The sequence below is a fragment of the Mesorhizobium sp. ESP7-2 genome, from assembly GCF_020164715.1.
Classification (GTDB): domain Bacteria; phylum Pseudomonadota; class Alphaproteobacteria; order Rhizobiales; family Rhizobiaceae; genus Mesorhizobium.
In genome coordinates, this window is sequence record NZ_JAIUGQ010000023.1 from 1 (window position 1) to 19,628 (window position 19,628).

Genomic DNA, 19,628 nt, shown 5'->3' on the forward strand with positions numbered 1-19,628 from the left:
CATAGACATCGACTGTAGCCCGCGGGTTCCTGCATGAGAGGCTTTCGTACGCCTGACGGCACCCGAAACCCTTCCCAATCTCTGCCATGAGAGACGCGCTTTGAGGGTTCCCGAAAGCAGACGTCGCGGCAACCAAGTTGAGGGTCCCGGGCGAGCGTATTCGACTAGATGCGGTTCTAACCGCCTTGCACGGTAAGTGAGTATTTTGGCCTGCCGCGAGAATCGCACTCCCAAAAACAATCTGGCAAACCTCCGCAACCGCTGACGCCGGACCAGACGAGGCGCCATCGAGCCTCAACCCTGCAGCTCCATTCGGCCGCGTTGAATTGCCCGAGAGGTCGGCGCCCGCGATAGCGGGTCCCATCGAGAACAATGTCATGCCGGTAACGCAAATTGAAAGCAGGCCAGTGGCAAATGGTCCTGCCGCCGGGTTAGAATATTAGGCTTGCCTAATCTGAATCGGAGACCACGAAAATGCAGCAGGCGAAACAAGTCCTGGTGACTGGGGGGGCAGGGTTTCTGGGATCATTTTTGTGCGAGCGGCTGCTCGCTGAAGGTCATGAGGTTGCTTGTGTCGACAATTTCTTCACAGGGAGCCGAAGAAATGTCTCCCATCTGCTCGACAACAGATCGTTCGAGGTCATTCGTCATGACGTGACATTTCCACTTTACGTAGAAGTTGACGAAATCTACAACCTTGCTTGTCCTGCGAGCCCCGTTCACTATCAGTTCGATCCCGTTCAGACGACCAAAACCAGCGTCCATGGTGCGATCAATATGCTGGGGTTGGCCAAGCGGGTTCGCGCAAAGATTCTGCAGGCGTCCACCTCCGAAATTTACGGCGACCCTGAAGTTCATCCGCAAACAGAGGACTATTGGGGCAGAGTGAACCCGATTGGCCCTCGTTCGTGCTACGACGAAGGCAAGCGATGCGCCGAAACCCTGTTTTTCGATTATTGGCGACAGCACAAGCTGAGGATTAAGGTAGCGCGTATTTTCAATACTTACGGACCGAGGATGCGTCCAGATGACGGTCGTGTCGTTTCCAACTTCATCGTGCAGGCGCTGCAAAACAAGCCGATAACGGTATACGGCACGGGCGAGCAGACTCGTTCGTTCTGCTATGTCGAGGATCTTATCGACGGTTTGGTTCGCCTTATGCAGACGCCCGACGATGTCACCGGTCCTGTCAATCTCGGCAATCCGGTCGAATTCACTGTGCTTGAACTCGCAAATCTTGTGATCGAACTTACCGGAAGTCGATCGAAAATCAGATTTTCGGCTCTGCCCGTCGACGACCCAAAGCAGCGGCAGCCTGATATCGGGTATGCTGCGCGCGAACTCGAATGGAAGCCAAGAGTCGCATTGCGTAATGGCCTTGCCAAGACCATTGCGTATTTCGAGGACCTGGCTTCGTCTGGGCATGTCCGGCACGCCGCCGCCGAATGAAGACAGTCCTGGTCACTGGGGGGGCCGGCTATATCGGGTCGCACTGCTGCAAGGCGTTCGCCCAATCCGGATGGTCTGTTATTGCCTACGACAATCTCTCGCGGGGCTGGCGCGACGCGGTCAAGTGGGGACCGTTGATCGAGGCAGATATTTCCGACGCCGCGGCCGTGGCGGCAGCCCTCCACCAGTATCGGCCGGACGTGGTGGCTCATTTCGCTGCTTACGCTTATGTCGGAGAGTCCGTCGAGCGGCCGGATCTTTACTACCGGAACAACAGTTTCGGGACCCTGGTCTTGCTCGAGGAAATGCTGAAGGCCGGCCTGGACAAGCTGATCTTTTCCAGCACCTGCGCATCTTATGGTATTCCGGTTCGTTTTCCGATCGACGAGATGCACCCGCAGTCGCCCGTCAATCCCTACGGGTGGTCGAAATTCATCATCGAAAGGATGGTGGAGGATCTATCGGTTGCTCGTGGCCTCGACGCGGTCGTGCTTCGGTATTTCAACGCTGCCGGATGCGATCCCGACGGCGAAATCGGCGAAAGGCATGAACCCGAAACACATGTCGTTCCGCTTGCCATTGAAGCCGCACTGAGGCCGGGCCGTATTTTTACCATCAACGGCACCGATTTCGACACCCGCGACGGAACCGCAGTGAGAGACTACATCCACGTTGTCGACCTCGCCCGCGCCCACGTGCTGGCAGCGGAAAAGCTTCTCGGCGACAAGGGCGTCCACGTCTACAATCTCGGAACCGGGGCGGGTACGACGGTGAACGAACTGGTCGACGCTGTGAGCCGAACTTCGGGGGTGCGCCTCCCGGTAGCTTACGGGCCGCGCAGGCCGGGCGACCCTCCAGCGCTTGTTGCCGCCGCCGGCAAGGCCGAGCGGGAACTCGGCTGGGTGCCCGAGCAATCCGGTATCGACAGGATCGTCGAGACGGCGCTGGCGTGGTACCGTAGCCGGCAGTAACGATCTTTCACAAGAGGCGCTACCGCGCGGTCAACCAACGATCAAGAGCGCCAGAAACTGCGCCGAGCGAGAAGTTTTCCTCTATCCGCTTCCGCGCCGCTTGGCCGAGGCGGTTCCGCATGCCCGGATCATCCTTCAGCTTCTTCAGCGCGTGCGCAATTTCTGCCGGCTGATCCCTCCGAACAATGAGACCGCCGGATGCTTCGCCGTTTTCCAAAATGTCGGGCAGACCCTGTGCGTCGGTAGCAATGACCGGAAGGCTACAGGCCATCGCCTCCAGCGGTGCGACTGGCATGCCTTCGATGCGGGAGGCCGTGACATAGGCATCCGCCGCTGAAAGCCAATGCCGGATCATCGATCGATCCGTGGTGTAGTGGGAAAGCCATCTTGCATTCGGCAATTTGGCCTCGCTCAACAGCCTGGCAAAGACGTCTCGGTCCTGCCCCGAGCCAATGATAACCAGTTCCGATGAGGCGTCACTGGCAAAGAAGGACCAGGCTTTCAGGAGCACATCGAGCCCTTTCCGACGAATGTCGATACGTCCGTGGTTGACGACGACGAAAACCTCACGCGCCAACCCAAGGGCTTGCCGCGCTTGCTGGCGCCCTATCGCTTTCCATTCGCTGGAATCGATCGGGTTGGCGATATTTGCGATGTTGAGGGCAATGTGCGGGTAGGCTTTGGCGACACGTTCACGCTCCGCAGCCGATGCAACGATCAAGCCGCTGCAGGCACGGAGCGACGCCTGTCTGGCAATCGCCTCAATCCAGGAGAGCGTCCGGTCTCCGCCCTGGAAGGTTGCGTAGAGCGGAATGCGCATACGGCGCGCCAAACAGGCAAGCGCATCAAAGCGGGTGTACTCATATTCTTGAACGAGAATTACGTCGCATTGCGACCGGGCGAGAACCTTGCGGAACGCCGGGAGCGGCGTCGCGGCCCAGCGTCGCAGACTGTGAGCCGCTGCGGAGTGACCTTGGCGCGCGCGTCTGCCAGGAACAATCCAGATCGGCACACCCGTTCCGGCATGGTAGTGGCACTCTATCTCCGAGGCGTGCTCAGAAGCGCAAACAATGACCGGTCTGTGTCGGGCTAGCTGTAGGGCGGAGGCGTAACCAAACAGCCATCCGCCGGTCATCTGTTCGACGAAATCCTTGAGCCGCAACCCTATCGGATCGAGGAATTCCTCCACGACGTCGCCCCACGGAAAGAGAGCGATGACAAGGGAAGCGCGGCCGATCATTTGCCCAGAGAATTCATTTGCGCCAGGAAAAGGCCGTCTCCGTGCCGCGTGTCGAGCGTCGGTGCAGCGCGTAGCCGACGGCCGTTATGGGCGCTGCGAGAGCGTAAAGAAGGTTGCGGCGACGGCGTCCAAGACGAGAAAATGCGATGTCGTGAAAGAGTGCCGTCACCGGGTTGATGAACGTGGCCCGGCGCTCCGGCGCACTGTCGAAGAGCGCTGCGAGTTCCGGATCCCGGTAGCCGCGCCGGACGTGACCCCATTCCTGCATCAGTTCGCTCTCATGCGGGCAATAGGGCTTCATGATGCGGAAATACGGGTAGTGCCAATCGGCATGCGGCGTCGAGACAAGAACATACCCGCCGGGTCGCACGACCCTCAAGGCCTCTTGTGCCGCGCTGCGGTCATCCTCGATATGTTCAAGCACGTCAAAGAGCGTCGCGACGTCGAAGCTGTCATCCGGGAAGGGGAGGTCACAGGCATCGCCGCAGACGAAGGTCGACCTTGCCCAATCTGGCTGGTGCTTGCCCAACTCGGGATCGAGATCGAGGGTAACGATGTCCGCCTTCGGGTAGAGGATGCTTGCCAGTCCGCTGCGGCCGCCCCCAATTTCCAATATCCGCCCAGGCCCCTCGATCGTCACGGGCGCAACGCGATGAATCGCCCGCATCTTCTCACGGTAAAAAAGGCCGTCCGTCAGGCTGTTTGGAAATGGATTTCGAGACAGGAACTGTCCGAGCGACGCCTTGCGGATCATCGGGTTTTCCTCAGCCAATTTGATGTTCGCCGTTTTCGCCAGCCGAAACGCAAGAGAAACTGGAGACCCGCCAGCCAGCCTTGGACTTCTGCCGCCAGGATTCCGATCCTGCCGGGGGGGCCTTCGAAAAGCGTCTTGACGAATGTTCTTACGAAATATGCAGGTAGCTGCTTCCAGATACGGTCGATGTTTCCGCGGTCCCCGAAATTATCATATTGTGCGACGAGAGCTGCGACGTGGCCCTTCATATAGGCCTTTATCTGCCGCCTAAAGCCCGGCCAGTCGCGGCGATGATGATGGAAGACGACGGCCCGGGGTTCATAAAGGCAAGCCCCTCCTGTTGCCAGAAGCCGGTACCATAGCTCCGAATCCTCCGAACATCCGGCAGCACCGGCGCCGAGGCGCTCGTCGAACGAGCCTACCCGATCGAAGGCAGATCGCCGAAAGGCCATATTGGCCCCGGCGCCGATTTTCCAGACATGCGCTCCGCTTGGCCGAGTCTCCTCGAAGAAGCGTTGGTCGAAGATAAGCGGCACGAAGGTGGTGCCAAAACCGCCCATGTCGAACTGGAAGCGGCGTTGGGCAATCGTATCGAGCCGGGCTGGCAGCACCAGGCCGGTCAATGCCTCGACGTCCCACTCTGCAAAGGCACGCGCGATTTCGGCAGTCCAGCCCGGATGGACCTCGACGTCGTCATCTGTGAAGGCGATGATATCGCGACGGCTTGCACGAATGCCGGCGGATCGGGCAGCGCTCAGCCCGGGGCGTGGCTCGTGAACGTAACGGATGTCGGGGAAGCGGATACATACTGGCCATGCATTGGCGTCGCGCGAATTGTCAACGACGATGACTTCGCCGGGAGCGCTGCGCTGCCTGGCAACACTTTGAAGGCACTGCGCCAGCGCGGGGCCGCGATCACGCGTACAAATGACCACCGAGATGTGCTGCGCGGGCGCGGACGACGCAGTTGCAAGCTCATCGAGGCAACCGACGAGATCCTTGGCATCGAGCGCTGCAGTCAAAGAGAGCACGGACTTTGGCCATCCTTCATAAGTCGCCCGCAACGGGGCGCCCAGTCTGATGCTGCGGGCAGCCAATTGTGCTGCCGAAAATTCCGCTGCAAGCTGCCTCAAGCGTGCCTCTGTGTATGGCAATTCGTCAGGCAAGGACGCTCGCATTCCCAGCGGCAAGTCCTTCCACCAAAAAATCGATAGCGAAGGAGTATCGCCCGCCTCGACGTCCGCATCGGGAGAGCCGAGATCGATTTGCCTGATACGGAAGGCGCCGCCACTCACTGGTTCAGCTCCCGAATCGCCTGCACGCGGACACGCGAGCGATCATATTCGCCTGCAAGGCCGTGAATGCCGCCCCACAGCTCTGCAATGGCGAAACGGAAATCCCGACCTTGAAGCTTGCGCACCGCGCGTGCCAGCACTTTCAGCCGATCGAAGAACCACCAGAGAACCATGGCGCGGTGCCGTGCTCTGAGCGCTGCGTCAGTCCGACGGCTTTTGACAAGGAAGGCCATCATACCAAGGCCCCACGTCCAATATTGCCGTCTCAATTGGTCGATCGTCTCTCGGTGCTCATGGTAAACCGCGTACTCTGGTTCGTAGACCATGGACCGGCCTGAACGCAGCACGCGATAGAAAATGTCGAGATCGCCACCGCCAGGCAGCGGTGCTCCAGTGTCGAGCGCTTCGTCAAACCCTCCGAGCGAAAGGAGCAGTGCGCGGTCGAAGGCCATGTTGCAGCCAGCGCCGAGAATACCAGACCCGACCGGATGCAGCGGGTTGTCAAATCGGGCGTTGTGGAATTCATTGCGGTTGAAGCCGCGGCCGAATCCGCCTCGCTGTTCGAAAAAGATCTGGGCCTCTGTGTCGAGGCGAAGCGGCAGCACCAAGCCGGTAAAGCCGCCGGCACCGGGATGATCCCGGCAAACCTTGGCAAGGCCCTCAAGCCAGTTGCGATCAACGACCACGTCATCGTCCAGATAGGCGATCATGCTGCCCGACGCGGAACGAACAGCTGCGTTTCTTGCAAAATCAAGCCCGGCCCTCGGCTCGAAAACGTAACGAATGTCTTTGAAGCGCTGGACGGCTTCGCGTGTAGCCGAATCCGCGGACGCATTGTCCACGACCAGGATTTCGACGAACGGAAAAGCGGACTTCCGGCGGATATCGTCGAGCGAAGCCAGCAGCCGGGAAAGACGTTCGGCGCGGTCTTTCGTACAAATCGCGATTGAGAGGCTCGGCAATGCCGGCTCCGCTACCGGTCTTCGTCGCCGCAACTCCTCTTCCATTTTGGCAACGAGAACACGGGGGGCGAAGCGTTGATCGGCAATGGATCTCAGTCTTTCCGCCGAAAGAACCCCCGTGGTGGGGAGTGTGATCATCTCGAACCCGACAAGCCGGTTCTGCCAGCGGGCAATGAGACCAACGCCATCCTGCTGCGGCCCAAGCTCAATCGGCGCCAGCGGACTTGACAACTCGACGTCGACAATTTTGTAGCCCATCGTCTTAGTTCGTTCCCACGGCAACACGTCCGTGTTGAAACCCGTGAAGTTTTGAAAAATGACCCGGTCGCTTCAGGAGTTGATCCGGCGAACCGACTTCGATCACCCGTCCTTTGGACATGACGATGATCTGGTCGGCGGCCTGGACGGTCGACAGGCGGTGAGCAATGACCACAACGGTGCGATTGTGCGAGTACTGCTCGAGCGCGATCTGGAATGCCTGTTCCGTCTCAACGTCGAGCGCATTCGTGGCTTCGTCCAGCAGGAGAATGTCGGGGTTGCGAAGAATGGTCCGGGCAAGTGCAATCCGCTGCCTTTGGCCGCCCGACAGGCGCATTCCCTGGTCGCCGATCTGCGTTTCGTAGCCCTCCGGAAGCAAGCGGATGAAATCGTCCGCCTTTGCTATGCGGGCCGCCTCGCGCAGGTCGTGCTGATTGGTATCGAAATCGCCGTAGGCGATATTGGCCGCGATGGTATCGTTGAAGAGGTACACTTCCTGAGACATCAACGACAGTCGCTTGCGCCAACTGCGCAACTCGAAACCCGAAAGCGGCACGCCGTCGGCAAGCACTTCCCCTGAAGTAGGGTCCATAAAGCGAAAGAGCAGCACCATGAGGGTCGACTTGCCGGCACCCGACTCTCCAACAATGGCTGTGGTCTTGCCGGCGGGAATGCTGAAGGAGACGTCGTGCAGTGCAAGTGGCTGATCTGGCGCATAACGAAAGGAGACGCCGCGGAATTCCACTGCCGTCCTGAGTGGAGGGGCTGACAGATTGCCTTGGCTGAGAAAGGGCGTTTGCGTTGTGCGTAGAAAATCGTCCACATCGTCTATAGCGCCGGCAAGCCCGTCCAGCGCGATCTTCGATTGCAGCAATTCCCGCGTTGGACCCTGGAGGCGATAAAGGAGCGACAGGAAAGCGGCGAGCGCCGCGATTCCTATGCTTGCGGACTCTGCAATGACGACGAGTGCGCCGATCAGAACCGTGATCGATACCTCGGACACCGGCCCGGGAGTAGCCCAAAGCATGTCGAGCCTCAGTAGGCGGCGCCGCACCCTGTCCGATGTCTTAAGGAACCGATCTTGCTCGTAGTTTTCTTGAGCGAAGGCACGGATCAACTGCAGTGAATTTATGCTTTCCCACATCCTGAGGCCGAACTGCTTGTTTTCTTCGACGACGGCCTTGCCGGTCTCGTCTGCACGTCGCGTGGCCAGGCGAATGGCCATTGCACCGAAGAGCAGAAAAATCATGGAAAAAAAGGTCAATCGAACCGAGATCAAGAGCATCAAGAGAACGAAGACCACGAAGGTGCAAAAGCAGATCATCAAGCGATAGGCCAGGCTCAGCCCTTGGCTGACCTTCCAGGTATTATTGGCAATCGTCGTGATGATGTCCGATCGTCTGTTTTCAACCCGGTAATCGATGCACGAACTTATCGTCTGATCAAAAACCCTGGATCGCAACCGATGCGCAACGAGGCCGTCGACATATCTGGTCACCCAGGTGTTGATAAGGTGGACCGCATTTTTGAGAATGATGCTGACACACAGCGCTCCGACCAGGAACGCGGTTAGGCGGTGCTGCGGAATGGACGACAGGAGCTGGTCAAATACCGGCTGCCATCGACCGGACTGAGGTGGCGAGGCTCCGAGGCTCTGCAGCAACGGGATGAACAGGACGAGACCGGCACCTTCCAGAACCGCCGCAACCAGTCCAAGCCCCACCACAGTCGGTCCAGCCCACGCTGGCGCTGCTGACAGGCGAAAAAGCCGCCGCAATTGCATGAACAGGTTCACCAGATCCTCTCTGCGTAGTGAGGCTGGAACTCGGCGTTCTTGTTTTGCACCCTCTTCACTCGAATTTTGATCCAGCGCGGGACCAATCTGGCCCGGCAATAAATGTCCAGCATGTTCGGCAGACGAGAAATAGCCGTGCCCGGCTCCAGGACAACGAGTCTCTTGAACAGGTCGTACGCTGCGGAAAGCCGTCCGCAGATCAACGCTCTCACGGCGAGCCAATGCAGCATGTCGACCAGATGATCGTCGAGCTCGCCCCCGAATTCCGGGTATTTTTCGCGAAATTCGGCGAGCACAATTTCACACGAACGAAGCATCTGCATGACATCGCTCGACATGTTGATGTTTGTCATCCGGTAGCCCACGAGGTGTTGACGAACGACGCGGAACTCGTAATGTTCCGCGATTCTAAGGCACATCAGCAGGTCTTCGCAGCCTTGTGCGTTCCTGGCCCTCAAGGAAGGATCAAAGCCTCCTACGCGCTCAAATGCGGAGCGTCGAACCAGCATTGAGCTTCCGTTGCCGACAAAATTCGTCCTGCACATGCGTTGGAGGACGCGACCCTCGGCGTCGGGTCGGTTATGCAATGAGAATACCCGGCCATCGCCGTCTATATCGGCAAACCAGCAATATGCCAGGCCTGCAGAAGAGCCACCCTGCTGCAAGGCACACATCTGAAGCGCGATTTTGGATGGGGCCCAAAGATCATCCGCATCAATGAACGCGAGGAACCTCGCATCGGTAGAAGCAGCGCCTCGGTTGCGAGCTTTCGCGACGCCGGCGTTTGACTGCTCTACCAGGCGTATGCGCCGATCTTGTTCGGCATAAGAGGCCACAATTGAAGCAGACAGATCCGTCGACCCGTCGTCGACCACGATGATGTCAAGGGCCTGATAGTCTTGCCTGCAGATGCTGTTCAGGGTCGCACGAATGGTTCGTTCGGCATTGAACATCGGCACCACAACGCCCACCGTGGCATTGTCTCGGATCATAGGCCTCTGTTTCTCCGCGACAATTGGCTATGCGGGTATTGTGACGGCGAGGCCGCCGAGCTTCTCGATGACGCGGCGCCACCGGCCGCGCCTTCGGAGCAGACATTCGCGCTGGGGCGCAGATTCTTTGCCGCAAAACCCAAAGCGGCGTCACCTCCCGAAACCAGCGTGCTGCATTGCTGCTGCACCGCACATCAAATTATACTGCAATGCACCAAATTGCTAATTTAAATATCTCTAAAGTAGGCCCTCCCAAATCAGTTTTTTTTACGGTCGGAAACAGCAATTGAAGGCACCCGGAAGGTCACTAGTCCCGGCTGCCACGGCGGCTGCTCATTCGAAGCGCGCCATAGAGCTGCCGCCCCTAATCCTTTGCGACCTCGCGTTTGTGCTGCCGGCGCGACAGAATTGGCGACCGCATCACGCGCTCGAGCATTGACAGCAGCCGCAATCGCTGTGGCGGGGGTGAGGGGTCGCCACTTTGGCAGAGGCCTCCTTCAGAGCTCTTTTCGCAGGACGATGCGCGCCGCGCCAGGAAGCGCAACGGGGTGCTCACCCAGCCGATCGAAAATCGGTGGATGTCATCTGCAAAGAGCTTGTGGGCGAAGACAAACGGCACGGCGGAACCGCCCGAGCGGGGCTCGGTCGAATTGATTCGCTAAGTTCAGTATGAAAGCGTACAAAAAAGGGTCGTCAGCAGCACAATACGGGCGTTGACGCTTGGGAGCGACCATCGCACTCCTGCCCCAGCGTGAGGCTAGGATGTCATGGCGAAAGACCCTGAACGCCCCGGTCTAGCGGCCGAAGTCGTGCGTGCACTTGCCCGGGAATCGGGCGCTACGGAACAGCAGATACGTGACATAGTGTTGCTGATAGGGTTCGACCGCTCCTCGATCCTCAGGGAAGCTCGCCTTCTGGCGAAGGATGGATAGCCGACGAAACTTGCGATTTTTTCCACAGCAGCTACTGTCGGTTTCATACCGAGACCGCCGCCTGCCTAGTGCTGGCCGGGTGGGACAGTCTATGTTTTGCCACCGTCCGCTCGTTCGAGCGGCGCGGGCGGCCGAGAGATCCTAGTGCTCTTGCCCAGGTGGAGAGCATTTCGTGGATCGCAAGGTTCTGCAGGCCAAGAGCGAGTTGTTGCGCCGGATGAGCGCGGACGATTTCGAACGGCTGCGGCCGCATCTCAAGAGCGTTTTTCTGGAGTTGCGATCGCCGTTGGAGAACGAAGGCCAAAAGATCGAGGCCGTCTATTTCTTGGAGAGTGGCATCGCATCGGTCGTCGCCAAGGCTTCGGTGACGGCGGAAGCAGAGGTCGGAATAATCGGCTTTGAAGGCATGACCGGTTCGGCGCTGATCATGGGCGACGACCTGGCAAGCTTCGATTGTTACGTCCAGTCCACCAGTGAAGCGCTACGGATGAGCGCCGCGCCATTCCTCGAGGCCTTGGAAGATAGCCCTACCTTGCGGCCGTTCCTGTTGCGCTACGTCCAATATCTCCATATCCAGACGAGCTACACGGCATCGATCAACGCGCGGCACAGCCTGGAGGTCCGGCTGGCGAGATGGCTTCTGATGTGCAGCGACCGAACCGTCGGTGACAGGCTTACGATAACCCACGAATTCCTTTCCGTCATGCTGGGCGTCAGGCGCCCCGGGGTTACCGTGGGGCTTCAGACAATCGAGAGCCATGGCTACATCCGAGCCCGCCGCGGCGAAATCACGATCCGGGATCGGCATGGTCTCATGATGCTGGCACGGGACTCTTACGGCCCTCCCGAGCTGCAATACCGCCGGCTGGTCGGGGACCTCGGTTCAAAGAACCCGTCGAGGCAGGACCGTCCGCTCAACTGACCGCCATCGCTGCCGGGTTGCAGGGCCGGAATTGCGGGAATGGCCGACGCGGCGATGCCGGTGACGGCACATTGCCTAAGCCCGCGTCGGCCATTGCGGCATGGTTTGAGAATGCCGCCTAGCCAATCTAGTCGTCCAGGGAAGACTGACAATAAAGGTCAAAGGGTTGGTAAGAAGCGTACGAAACTTAGCACGCCCAGGCTTCGCGTGCGCCGAACCGTCATTGATCGGCATTGGCCAGGCAATCACAAGTCCTTGAACGAAAACTGTTCCCGGAACCTCTCAACTCCAGGTTTGTTTGAAGCCCAGGTGCCATCTGGAGCAGGGGTGGAGAAGGTCCATGGTCAATTCGCGATCAATGCCGGTGGTCGCCAGGCGTCCGATCTATCGGGCGCCAATGGCGATCGCAAATGCCTGTTTCATCGGCACGCTCCTCACTGACCTCGCTTATTGGCGGACCGCGGAGATGATGTGGGCCGATTTTTCCGCATGGCTATTGTTGGCCGGTCTGGTGATGGGTGCGCTTGCGGTGATTGCGGCACTTGTTGATCTCTTCACCGGTCGGATGTTCCCAGTACGCTGGGCCTATCTGTTCGGCAGCCTGGTGGTGCTTGTGCTGTCGCTCTTCAACGCGCTGGTGCACAGTCGTGACGCCTGGACGTCGGTCGTGCCGACAGGGCTCATCCTCTCCGCGGCGGCAGTGATCGTCATGCTTCTCGTGTGGCTGCTGCGGTGGAGCACCGGCCGCGCTCCCGTGGAGGCGGTCGAATGAGCGCCATGCGGGTTTCCAACAGACACATCCGGCATGCCATGGGGTTGGGCCTGCTGTGCGGATCGCTTCTGGCATTGCCTGCCTGCAGCGACGACCCAGACCCAAGCGGCCAGGTCGGGCCGAACCCGACACTGCCCGAACCGACGCAATATCTGGTTCCGCCAATGCATGTCGCTTCGATCATTGGCTGGAAACAGGACGACAAACCCACGGTTGCGAAGGGTTTGCAGATCCAGGCATTCGCCAAGGGATTGAAGCATCCGCGCTCGCTCTACACCTTGCCGAATGGCGACATTCTCGTGGTCGAGTCCGTGGCACCGCCCGCCGCCGCGATCAAGCGTCCGAAGGACTTGATCATGGGCTGGATCGAGTCCATGGCGACGTCGGGCGGCGGCACCGAAGGAAGCAACCGCATAACCTTGCTGCGCGATACGAACGGCGATGGTGTGCCCGATGTCCAGGGCGTCTTCCTCGACCATCTCAATTCGCCCTTCGGTGTGGCTCTGGTCGGCAACGACCTCTATGTCGCCAACACGGACGCCATCGTGCGCTATCCCTACAAGCCAGGCGATACCAAGATCACCGCGCCGGGCACCGTGCTGACGCCGCTGCCCGGCGGCCCGATCGATCACCACTGGACCAAATCTCTCGTCGCCAGCCCGGACGGATCGCTGCTTTATGTCGGCGTCGGCTCCAACAGCAACATCACCGAGAACGGCATCCAGGCGGAAAAGGACCGCGCCGCCATCTGGGAGGTCGACAGGGCGACGGGCCGTTCGCGCATTTTCGCAAGCGGGCTGCGCAATCCGAACGGTTTGAGTTGGGAGCCGCAGAGCGGAGCCCTTTGGGCCGTCATCAACGAGCGCGACGAACTCGGCCCCAATCTGGTTCCCGACTACATGACTTCGGTCAAGGACGGCGCGTTTTATGGCTGGCCCTACAGCTACTATGGCCAGCATGTCGATCCGCGGGTGATGCCGCAGCGGCCCGACCTGGTCGCCAAGGCGATCCCCCCGGACTATGCACTGAGCTCCCATGTCGCGCCCTTGGGCCTGGCATTTTACACCGGTACCAATCTGCCCGAATCCTATCGCAATGGCGCGTTTGTCGGCGAACATGGCAGCTGGAACCGCAAGCGCTTCAACGGCTACAAGGTCGTTTTCATACCATTCAATGGAGGTCATCCCGACGGCAAGCCTCAGAACGTCGTCACCGGTTTCCTTGACGATGACAACAAGGCGCATGGCCGGCCCGTGGGCGTTGCCGTCGACAAGTCGGGTGCTTTGTTGATTGCGGACGATGTCGGAAACACGGTCTGGCGCGTGACTGCGGCAGCTCGATAGCCGTTCGGGTCGTATGCGCAGGTAGAGCGCGCGGTGATTTCGGCACGACTTGGTAAAAACCGTACAGTGAAAAGTCATCAAATTTAAATGACGGAACCTCGTTCCGCGTGAAAATTCCGCATTGGCTGATGCTTGGGAGGAAGCCGTGCACAGTAGCCAGCACAAAAGCAAAGTCGGAACCCAGATCGAGGTCGTCGAAGGGTGCGGCGAATGGTTCGTCCGCGTGATATGCGACGGTCAGGAAACCACCTGCCAATTCGAGCTCGAATCCTTCGCCCTGGCCTATGCCGAGGGCCAAAGGCTTCGGTTGAAGCTGGCTGGTATCAAGCGCCTTTAATACCTGCTACCAAATAGAGCAGTCCATGTCGGCAAATGCCGAACCGACAAATGTCGCGGCGTCGGTGGACGCCATTCTCGACGAGTTGCAGAACGGCCCCTTTTCATCGATGCAAGCCGCCATTGCCATGCTGCGGGAGCGGACCGGTACAGAGCGATCGGATGCAGATCTAAAGGCTTGATCACCAAGAAGGTTGCTGTGCGGGGCATTCAGTTTTTTGAAGAGAAAAGCAGCACCGCACATTGAGCCAAGGCCGTCTATCTCGGCTCATTGTTCATGCTCAGATAGGTAGGGTCGAACTCGGCAATCCCGGCAAGTTGCTCCCAGTCCAGAATGGTGACCGTATGGTTCGTCCAGGTAATCACCTTGATCTTCTTCAGGCCCCCGATCACCCGGTTCATGTGCACGACCGACAACCCGAGTACGTCGGCCATTTCAGCCTGTGACAGCGGTAGATGGAAGCTCATGCCGTCGGTGCGTTTCACCGCCTGCAGGCGCACGAACAGTTCGCATATGAGATGGGCCAGATGCGAGGTCTTGGAGCGGCGGCCCATTGCCACGATCCATTCGCGATGAATGGCGCCATCGACCAGCGTGTCAAGCCACAACAGCCGGGCCAGGTGAGGAGCCTGTTCGGTGATGGCTTTCAGCTTGTTGTGATCCGCGAACATCACCCGGCAAGGTGCAAGTGCGACGATACCGTGATCCATGGTCTTGAGCAAAAAGGCGTGGAGATCTACAAAGTCGCCGGGCACCTGCAAGGACGTGAACTGCCGGCCGCCGTCCTCGAGCACCTTATAGCGTGCCGCCAGGCCGTCCAGCAGCATGGTGCTATAGCTTGGCCGGGATCCCACTCCGACCAGGTCCTGCCCCTTTTCGAACTCCCGTCCAAAAGAAACCGTTTCGGCCAACAAGGCCTTCTCTTCGTCCGAGAGAGTGTCGTGCTGGCCGAGTTGCAGGTAGAGAGACTCTAACATGATAGCCTCGAAACGATCGGGGTTGAAACGCCGATCTCGGACGCAAGCATGGCAGCCGGACCGCAGGCCTTCGGAAGATGGCGGACACTATCAATCGGCAGCCTGGCCGCACTCTGGTGCAAGCGCCGGAGCGGATAGGGAACCACCAGCGCCGCCGAATATTTAGCACGCTAAGGTGTCCAAGGCTGCCCGAAAATGAAACTGTATCATTTCGATCTTTGGCGATGGCCTCGTGCCGGACGACGATGGCCAGCCGTTCGAATCGCGAGAACAGGCGAGGGCGGAAGCCATTCGCATCTTGCAGGATGTCGCTCGCGACGAAACGCCGGATCGCGATCTGGTCAAGATCACCGTCAAGGTGCGCAATGAGGCGGGCGCCCAGGTGTTCGAGGCATCGCTTGTCCCGACTGCCGGGTAGAGCGCGTCACCTTGATCCGGTCAGCGTGGGAGGCGCTCTGGAATTTGCACCACATTCTCTGATCCAGGCAGCTCGAAGGCCATGGCCAACCGACGCGCGGAGGCCATTTCCACGATCAGCTCTTCGATCGAACGATCCGGCAACCCCGTCTTCACGTTCTGCCTTACCCTTGCTGTGAGTTCATGAACCCGGACAGGCGTGAAAAGCGGGCTGTCGTCCAGCAACCTGCTGATTTCAATCACCACATCGGCGTCAATGTCTTTCGGCAATTCCCGCATGGGCGTCACCTTGGTCTCGAAGCGACCCGAAGGCGATCAGGCATCGCGCACCAGAAGCGTGCCGGCCGCGGATCGATCGTCGGATTCATAAAACCATCCGCCCGGCGCGTCACGAAAAAACATGGTACGAAAATTACCAAACGGGTTGGTCCCCGTAATCATGCATCTTGGCCAAATCGCGCGGCTACGGGCATCGACCGGTGGCGCATGTGGCATGCCGTGGCGCGTTTGCCGCCAGCATCCCTGCATTCACTTGGTGAACTCGTCGTCAAGAATGCGCAGCGCCTCTTCATATCTGGCCGTGGATGCTCCGATCTGCCGTGATTGCCAGATATTGTCGGTCAGATCCGCCCGTTTTACCGGCAGCGCCAATGGGTTCGATGCAGCCCGGCGTACGAATGCGAAATAGTCCTCGCCTTCTCTGCGTGTCATGGCATCGACCGCTGCGGCGATCGTCGGTCCGAAGCCCGCCTCTTCGAGTCTGGTCCGGTTCCAGCCGTCGCTTTTTTCCAGGACGTCGTGCAGATAGGCGACGACTTTCTGGTCCATCGTCTCGACAGCGTCGACCACTCGACGGCAATGGTCGATATAGGGGCCTCCTGTCTTGTCGTGCTGCGATGCATGGGCCTGCTCCGCAATCTTGGCCGCCCGATAGAAAATACTCATCACATGATCTCCGCCCTTTCGGCCAGCGAGCCGCGTTGCCTTCAGGCACCACCCGCTTCCTGGTTTCGCATGCGATCCACCCCGCAGCAAAACGCCGGCCGCCGGCGTCGGTTCCTGTGCCTTTTGCAGGAGCGGTTCCCGCACGGGACACCCGTCTCTTCGAGCGCCATGGCATCGAGGCCGCTTCGGTCGACGGGCCGACGGAAATGGACCGGCCAGGGGTCCCAGAACCAGGCCGCCGATCGGTGATGGACCGCTTCGGTTTCGACGAAGCAATAGGCAGAAAAAGACTTCTTTTTGCGATCCGGCCCGAATGCTCTCTTGCGGACCTTAGAACACGCAAGGCTCGCTTGGGAGGCGACGCCCAAACAAGAGCGGCTGCCAAAACAAGAGCCGGCATACGCCGCTTGAATGAGGCCGATGCCGGCAACAGCCATAGGGGAACCACGACGATGAAGACTTTCCGAAATCGCCTGATGAGCGCGGTCGGCGCAGGCTTGCTGGGCTTGGGGCTTGCCGCTCCTGCCAACGCGGGCGCCATTCGCCTTGGCATGACGACCTGGGTGGGCTACGGCCCGTTGTTTCTTGCCCGCGACCTTGGTTACTTCAAGGAAGCCGGCGTCGATGTCGACCTGAAGATCATAGAAGAATCAGCGCTTTACATGGCGGCGGTCGCCGGTGGCGATCTCGATGGCGCCGCCTCCACCGTCGACGAGCTGATGAAATACCGCTCGGACGATCTCTGTTTCAAATATGTCCTGGCGCTCGACGACAGCCACGGCGGTGATGGCGTCGTCACACAACCCGACGTCAAGTCGCTCAAGGATATGAAGGGCCAGCAGGTGGCCTTGAACGAGGGCTCCGTTTCCGAATTCTGGTTCAATGTGCTCCTGAAAAAGGAAGGCATGACCGAGGACGACGTCACCATCACCAACATGACCGCCGATGACGCGGCGACGGCCTTCATCGCCGGCCAGGTTCCCGCCGCCGTGACCTGGGAGCCGCACCTCACCGAAGTCCGCAAGGGCGGCAAGGGAAAGGTGCTGATCGATTCCACGACCACCCCTGGCCTGATCGTGGATGTGATCGCCCTCAAATGCGATCTCATCGAAAAGCATCCCGAGGACGTGAAGGGCCTCGTCAAGGGCTATTACAAGGCGGTCGAATTCATCAAGACCAATCCGGAAAAGGCCTATGAGATCATGGCCAAGGGCATTGGCGGCTATCTCGAAAAGCCAGAGGATTTCGCGGCCGGCGCCAAAGGCGTGCGCTATTACGACCACGATCGTAACCTGGAGTTCTTCGGCACGCCGCAGAAGAGCGAGGCGTCCGAGCTGGTGAACTTCGCGCAGGACATCTGGGGCAAGGCCGGCAAGCTCAAGATGACGATCGACGCGAAAACCATCCTCGACACCGATTTCATCAAGGAGCAGTGAGCCTTCGAGAAACCGGGGTCGCTCCGTCTGGGCCGATCCCGGTTTTCGGCAGGCCAGAGCTTCGCGCTTCAGAAGATCAACGGAGGCCACCCATGGCACAGAGGCGGACGGCGTGGACACGCCTGACGACCCCATTCGCCAACATTCCCGCCAGCACGGCAACAACACTCGCGCTGGCGATGTGGGTGGTCGTGATCGGCGGCTGGGCTCTTCTGTCCTACGGCCGCGTCGTGCCGAACATGTTCCTGCCGACGCCCGGAACCGTGCTGCAGACGACCTATCGCATGTCTCTGGACGGCAGCCTCTTCTATCACACTTTGACCAGCGCCAAGGTGGTGATCCTGGGCTTCATCGTCTCCTCGCTGATCTCGGTACCCCTGGGGCTGTGGATGGGGACCTACCGGGTGGTGCAGGCGCCCCTGGAACCCTTGGTCAACTTCATCCGCTACCTGCCCGTGACCTCCTTCGTGCCTCTGTTCATCCTTTGGATCGGCATCGGTATCGAACAGCGCATAGCGGTCATCTTCTTCGGCACCTTCTTCCAGCAGCTGGTGATGATTTCCGACTGCGCGCGCAGCGTGTCCAGGGATTTGGTCAACGCCTCCTACACTCTGGGCACCAAGCGCAGCGAAGCCGTGTGGCACATCATTTTCCCGGCCGCGCTTCCAGCGATCCTCGACACGCTTCGCGTCACCATGGGCTGGGCCTGGACCTATCTGGTCGTGGCCGAGCTCGTCGCCGCGTCGAGCGGCCTCGGCTATATCAGCCTGAAGGCGATGCGAGGCTTCCAGGTCGACGTGATCTTCATGGCGATCGCCGCGATAGGGCTTCTGGGCCTCATCACAGACACGGCGTTCCGCATTATCCGGGCGAGGGTCGCGCCATGGGCATCCTGATTTTGAACGCAAACTCGCAAACCGCAGTCGGATCAAGGGTAGCAATGAGCGAGACCATCAAGGCGAACGATCTGGCCGGCACGGCCGCGACGACCGGCGATCCGCGCTCGACCGGTACGACGATGGCCATCGAAGACGTGACATTGCGTTACGGCGACGCCAACGGCGTGCTGGCGCTGGACGATGTGTCGCTGAAGGTGGCCAAGAACGAGTTCTGCGTCATCGTCGGCCCTTCGGGATGCGGCAAATCCAGCCTGCTCTACCTTGCGGCCGGCCTCAATGACGCGACTTCGGGCAGCATCAAGGTCGATGGCAGGGAAGTGATCGAACCCGGCCCCGACAGAGGCATGGTGTTCCAGAGCTACACCTTGTTTCCCTGGCTCACCGTGCGCGCCAACATCGAGTATGGGCCCAAGCGCAAGGGCCTGCCGGCGCGGCGGCGCAAGCAGATCGTCGACCAGTATCTCGACGAAGTCAGCCTCGCGCCTTTTGCCGACCACTACCCTGCCCAGCTTTCCGGCGGCATGAAGCAACGCGTGGCGATCGCGCGCGCCCTTGCCAACGACCCGGCCGTTCTGTTGATGGACGAGCCATTCGGGGCCCTGGACAGCCAGACTCGCGGCACCATGCAGAAACTGCTTTTGCGCGTCTGGGAGAGGCAGCAAAAAACCGTGCTGTTCGTTACCCATGACATAGACGAGGCGCTCGTCCTGGGTGATCGTGTCCTGGTGATGACGGCCAGGCCCGGCAAGATCAAGGCCGAGATCAAGGTCGACATTCCCAGGCCGCGCTCGATGGATGTGATCCTCGAACCCGAGTTCATCGCGCTCAAGCGCCGCATCCTCGGCCTTTTGCACGACGAGATCGACGAGGATCATTGATGCATGTCACCCAAACGCATACCCACGGGCTCTTCCCGAGGGTGTGCGGCGGTC

Annotated in this window: 19 protein-coding genes; 10 read left to right on the top strand and 9 right to left on the bottom strand. The window is 59.6% G+C overall.

Translation table 11 applies throughout. The features are described 5' to 3' along the window. Positions 1-474 precede the first annotated feature (474 nt). Together LB543_RS20765 and galE are read left to right on the top strand one after the other, a co-directional pair. Positions 475-1,449 carry a UDP-glucuronic acid decarboxylase family protein gene (locus LB543_RS20765; RefSeq protein WP_224615376.1) on the top strand — a complete coding sequence of 325 codons (975 nt, stop codon included), beginning with the start codon at positions 475-477 and terminating at the stop codon, positions 1,447-1,449. Continuing rightward, entirely contained in the window at positions 1,446-2,420 is a 975-nt protein-coding gene (gene galE / locus LB543_RS20770; protein ID WP_224615377.1) for a UDP-glucose 4-epimerase GalE, read from the top strand. Before LB543_RS20765 ends, galE begins: the two co-directional genes overlap by 4 nt. 19 nt (positions 2,421-2,439) lie before the next feature. Here the strand turns inward: galE and LB543_RS20775 are convergent, their stop codons facing one another. From LB543_RS20775 to LB543_RS20800, 6 genes are read right to left on the bottom strand one after another with little or no spacing between them, the layout of a single operon-like run. Next, positions 2,440-3,660 (bottom strand): glycosyltransferase family 4 protein, encoded by a 1,221-nt coding sequence (locus tag LB543_RS20775; protein WP_224615378.1) that lies wholly within the window; start codon positions 3,658-3,660, stop codon positions 2,440-2,442. A 13-nt stretch (positions 3,661-3,673) separates the two neighbouring features. Next, complete coding sequence (locus tag LB543_RS20780; protein ID WP_140812732.1) at positions 3,674-4,414, bottom strand: class I SAM-dependent methyltransferase; 741 nt, start codon at positions 4,412-4,414, stop codon at positions 3,674-3,676. Beyond that, positions 4,411-5,709 (bottom strand): glycosyltransferase family 2 protein, encoded by a 1,299-nt coding sequence (locus tag LB543_RS20785; protein ID WP_224615379.1) that lies wholly within the window; start codon positions 5,707-5,709, stop codon positions 4,411-4,413. Before LB543_RS20785 ends, LB543_RS20780 begins: the two co-directional genes overlap by 4 nt. Continuing rightward, a complete protein-coding gene (locus tag LB543_RS20790; protein ID WP_224615380.1) occupies positions 5,706-6,929 on the bottom strand; it encodes a glycosyltransferase family 2 protein in 1,224 nt (407 codons plus the stop codon). Before LB543_RS20790 ends, LB543_RS20785 begins: the two co-directional genes overlap by 4 nt. A 4-nt stretch (positions 6,930-6,933) precedes the next feature. Beyond that, positions 6,934-8,724 carry an ABC transporter ATP-binding protein gene (locus LB543_RS20795; RefSeq protein WP_140812735.1) on the bottom strand — a complete coding sequence of 597 codons (1,791 nt, stop codon included), beginning with the start codon at positions 8,722-8,724 and terminating at the stop codon, positions 6,934-6,936. After that, complete coding sequence (locus LB543_RS20800) at positions 8,721-9,716, bottom strand: glycosyltransferase family 2 protein (RefSeq protein WP_140812736.1); 996 nt, start codon at positions 9,714-9,716, stop codon at positions 8,721-8,723. The genes LB543_RS20795 and LB543_RS20800 overlap by 4 nt, the downstream gene beginning before the upstream one ends. A 1,104-nt stretch (positions 9,717-10,820) precedes the next feature. Between LB543_RS20800 and LB543_RS20805 the strand changes: the two genes are divergently transcribed. The 4 genes from LB543_RS20805 to LB543_RS20820 all read left to right on the top strand — a co-directional run bounded on the left by LB543_RS20805 (position 10,821) and on the right by LB543_RS20820 (position 14,203). Next, positions 10,821-11,570, top strand: a complete 750-nt coding sequence (locus LB543_RS20805; RefSeq protein WP_224615381.1) for a Crp/Fnr family transcriptional regulator — start codon at positions 10,821-10,823, stop codon at positions 11,568-11,570. Positions 11,571-11,910: 340 nt separating this feature from the next. Beyond that, positions 11,911-12,342, top strand: coding sequence for a DUF2231 domain-containing protein (locus LB543_RS20810; protein ID WP_140756537.1), 432 nt, complete (start codon positions 11,911-11,913; stop codon positions 12,340-12,342). A gap of 5 nt (positions 12,343-12,347) precedes the next feature. Next, positions 12,348-13,685, top strand: coding sequence for a PQQ-dependent sugar dehydrogenase (locus tag LB543_RS20815; RefSeq protein WP_411908772.1), 1,338 nt, complete (start codon positions 12,348-12,350; stop codon positions 13,683-13,685). A 362-nt stretch (positions 13,686-14,047) separates the two neighbouring features. Beyond that, a complete protein-coding gene (locus LB543_RS20820) occupies positions 14,048-14,203 on the top strand; it encodes a hypothetical protein (protein ID WP_224615383.1) in 156 nt (51 codons plus the stop codon). A 76-nt stretch (positions 14,204-14,279) separates the two neighbouring features. On the opposite strand, the gene LB543_RS20825 is transcribed toward LB543_RS20820, so the two are convergent. After that, a complete protein-coding gene (locus tag LB543_RS20825; protein ID WP_140812776.1) occupies positions 14,280-14,999 on the bottom strand; it encodes a Crp/Fnr family transcriptional regulator in 720 nt (239 codons plus the stop codon). A gap of 232 nt (positions 15,000-15,231) precedes the next feature. Between LB543_RS20825 and LB543_RS20830 the strand changes: the two genes are divergently transcribed. Beyond that, complete coding sequence (locus LB543_RS20830; protein WP_224590045.1) at positions 15,232-15,417, top strand: DUF6894 family protein; 186 nt, start codon at positions 15,232-15,234, stop codon at positions 15,415-15,417. Positions 15,418-15,437: 20 nt separating this feature from the next. Here LB543_RS20830 and LB543_RS20835 read toward each other — a convergent pair whose 3' ends face one another. Then, complete coding sequence (locus tag LB543_RS20835) at positions 15,438-15,695, bottom strand: hypothetical protein (protein ID WP_224615384.1); 258 nt, start codon at positions 15,693-15,695, stop codon at positions 15,438-15,440. A 249-nt stretch (positions 15,696-15,944) separates the two neighbouring features. Then, complete coding sequence (locus tag LB543_RS20840; protein ID WP_140757031.1) at positions 15,945-16,361, bottom strand: HD domain-containing protein; 417 nt, start codon at positions 16,359-16,361, stop codon at positions 15,945-15,947. Positions 16,362-16,813: 452 nt separating this feature from the next. On the opposite strand from LB543_RS20840, the gene LB543_RS20845 reads away from it, so the two are divergent. The 3 genes from LB543_RS20845 (at position 16,814) to LB543_RS20855 (ending at position 19,574) form a co-directional block, all read left to right on the top strand. After that, the gene (locus tag LB543_RS20845) at positions 16,814-17,797 is read left to right on the top strand and encodes an ABC transporter substrate-binding protein (RefSeq protein WP_224615385.1); all 984 of its coding nucleotides are present in this window, start codon (positions 16,814-16,816) and stop codon (positions 17,795-17,797) included. Positions 17,798-17,889: 92 nt separating this feature from the next. Beyond that, positions 17,890-18,693 carry an ABC transporter permease gene (locus LB543_RS20850; protein WP_140756545.1) on the top strand — a complete coding sequence of 268 codons (804 nt, stop codon included), beginning with the start codon at positions 17,890-17,892 and terminating at the stop codon, positions 18,691-18,693. 122 nt (positions 18,694-18,815) lie between these two features. After that, positions 18,816-19,574, top strand: coding sequence for an ABC transporter ATP-binding protein (locus tag LB543_RS20855; protein ID WP_224615436.1), 759 nt, complete (start codon positions 18,816-18,818; stop codon positions 19,572-19,574). The last annotated feature ends 54 nt before the right edge of the window (positions 19,575-19,628 follow it).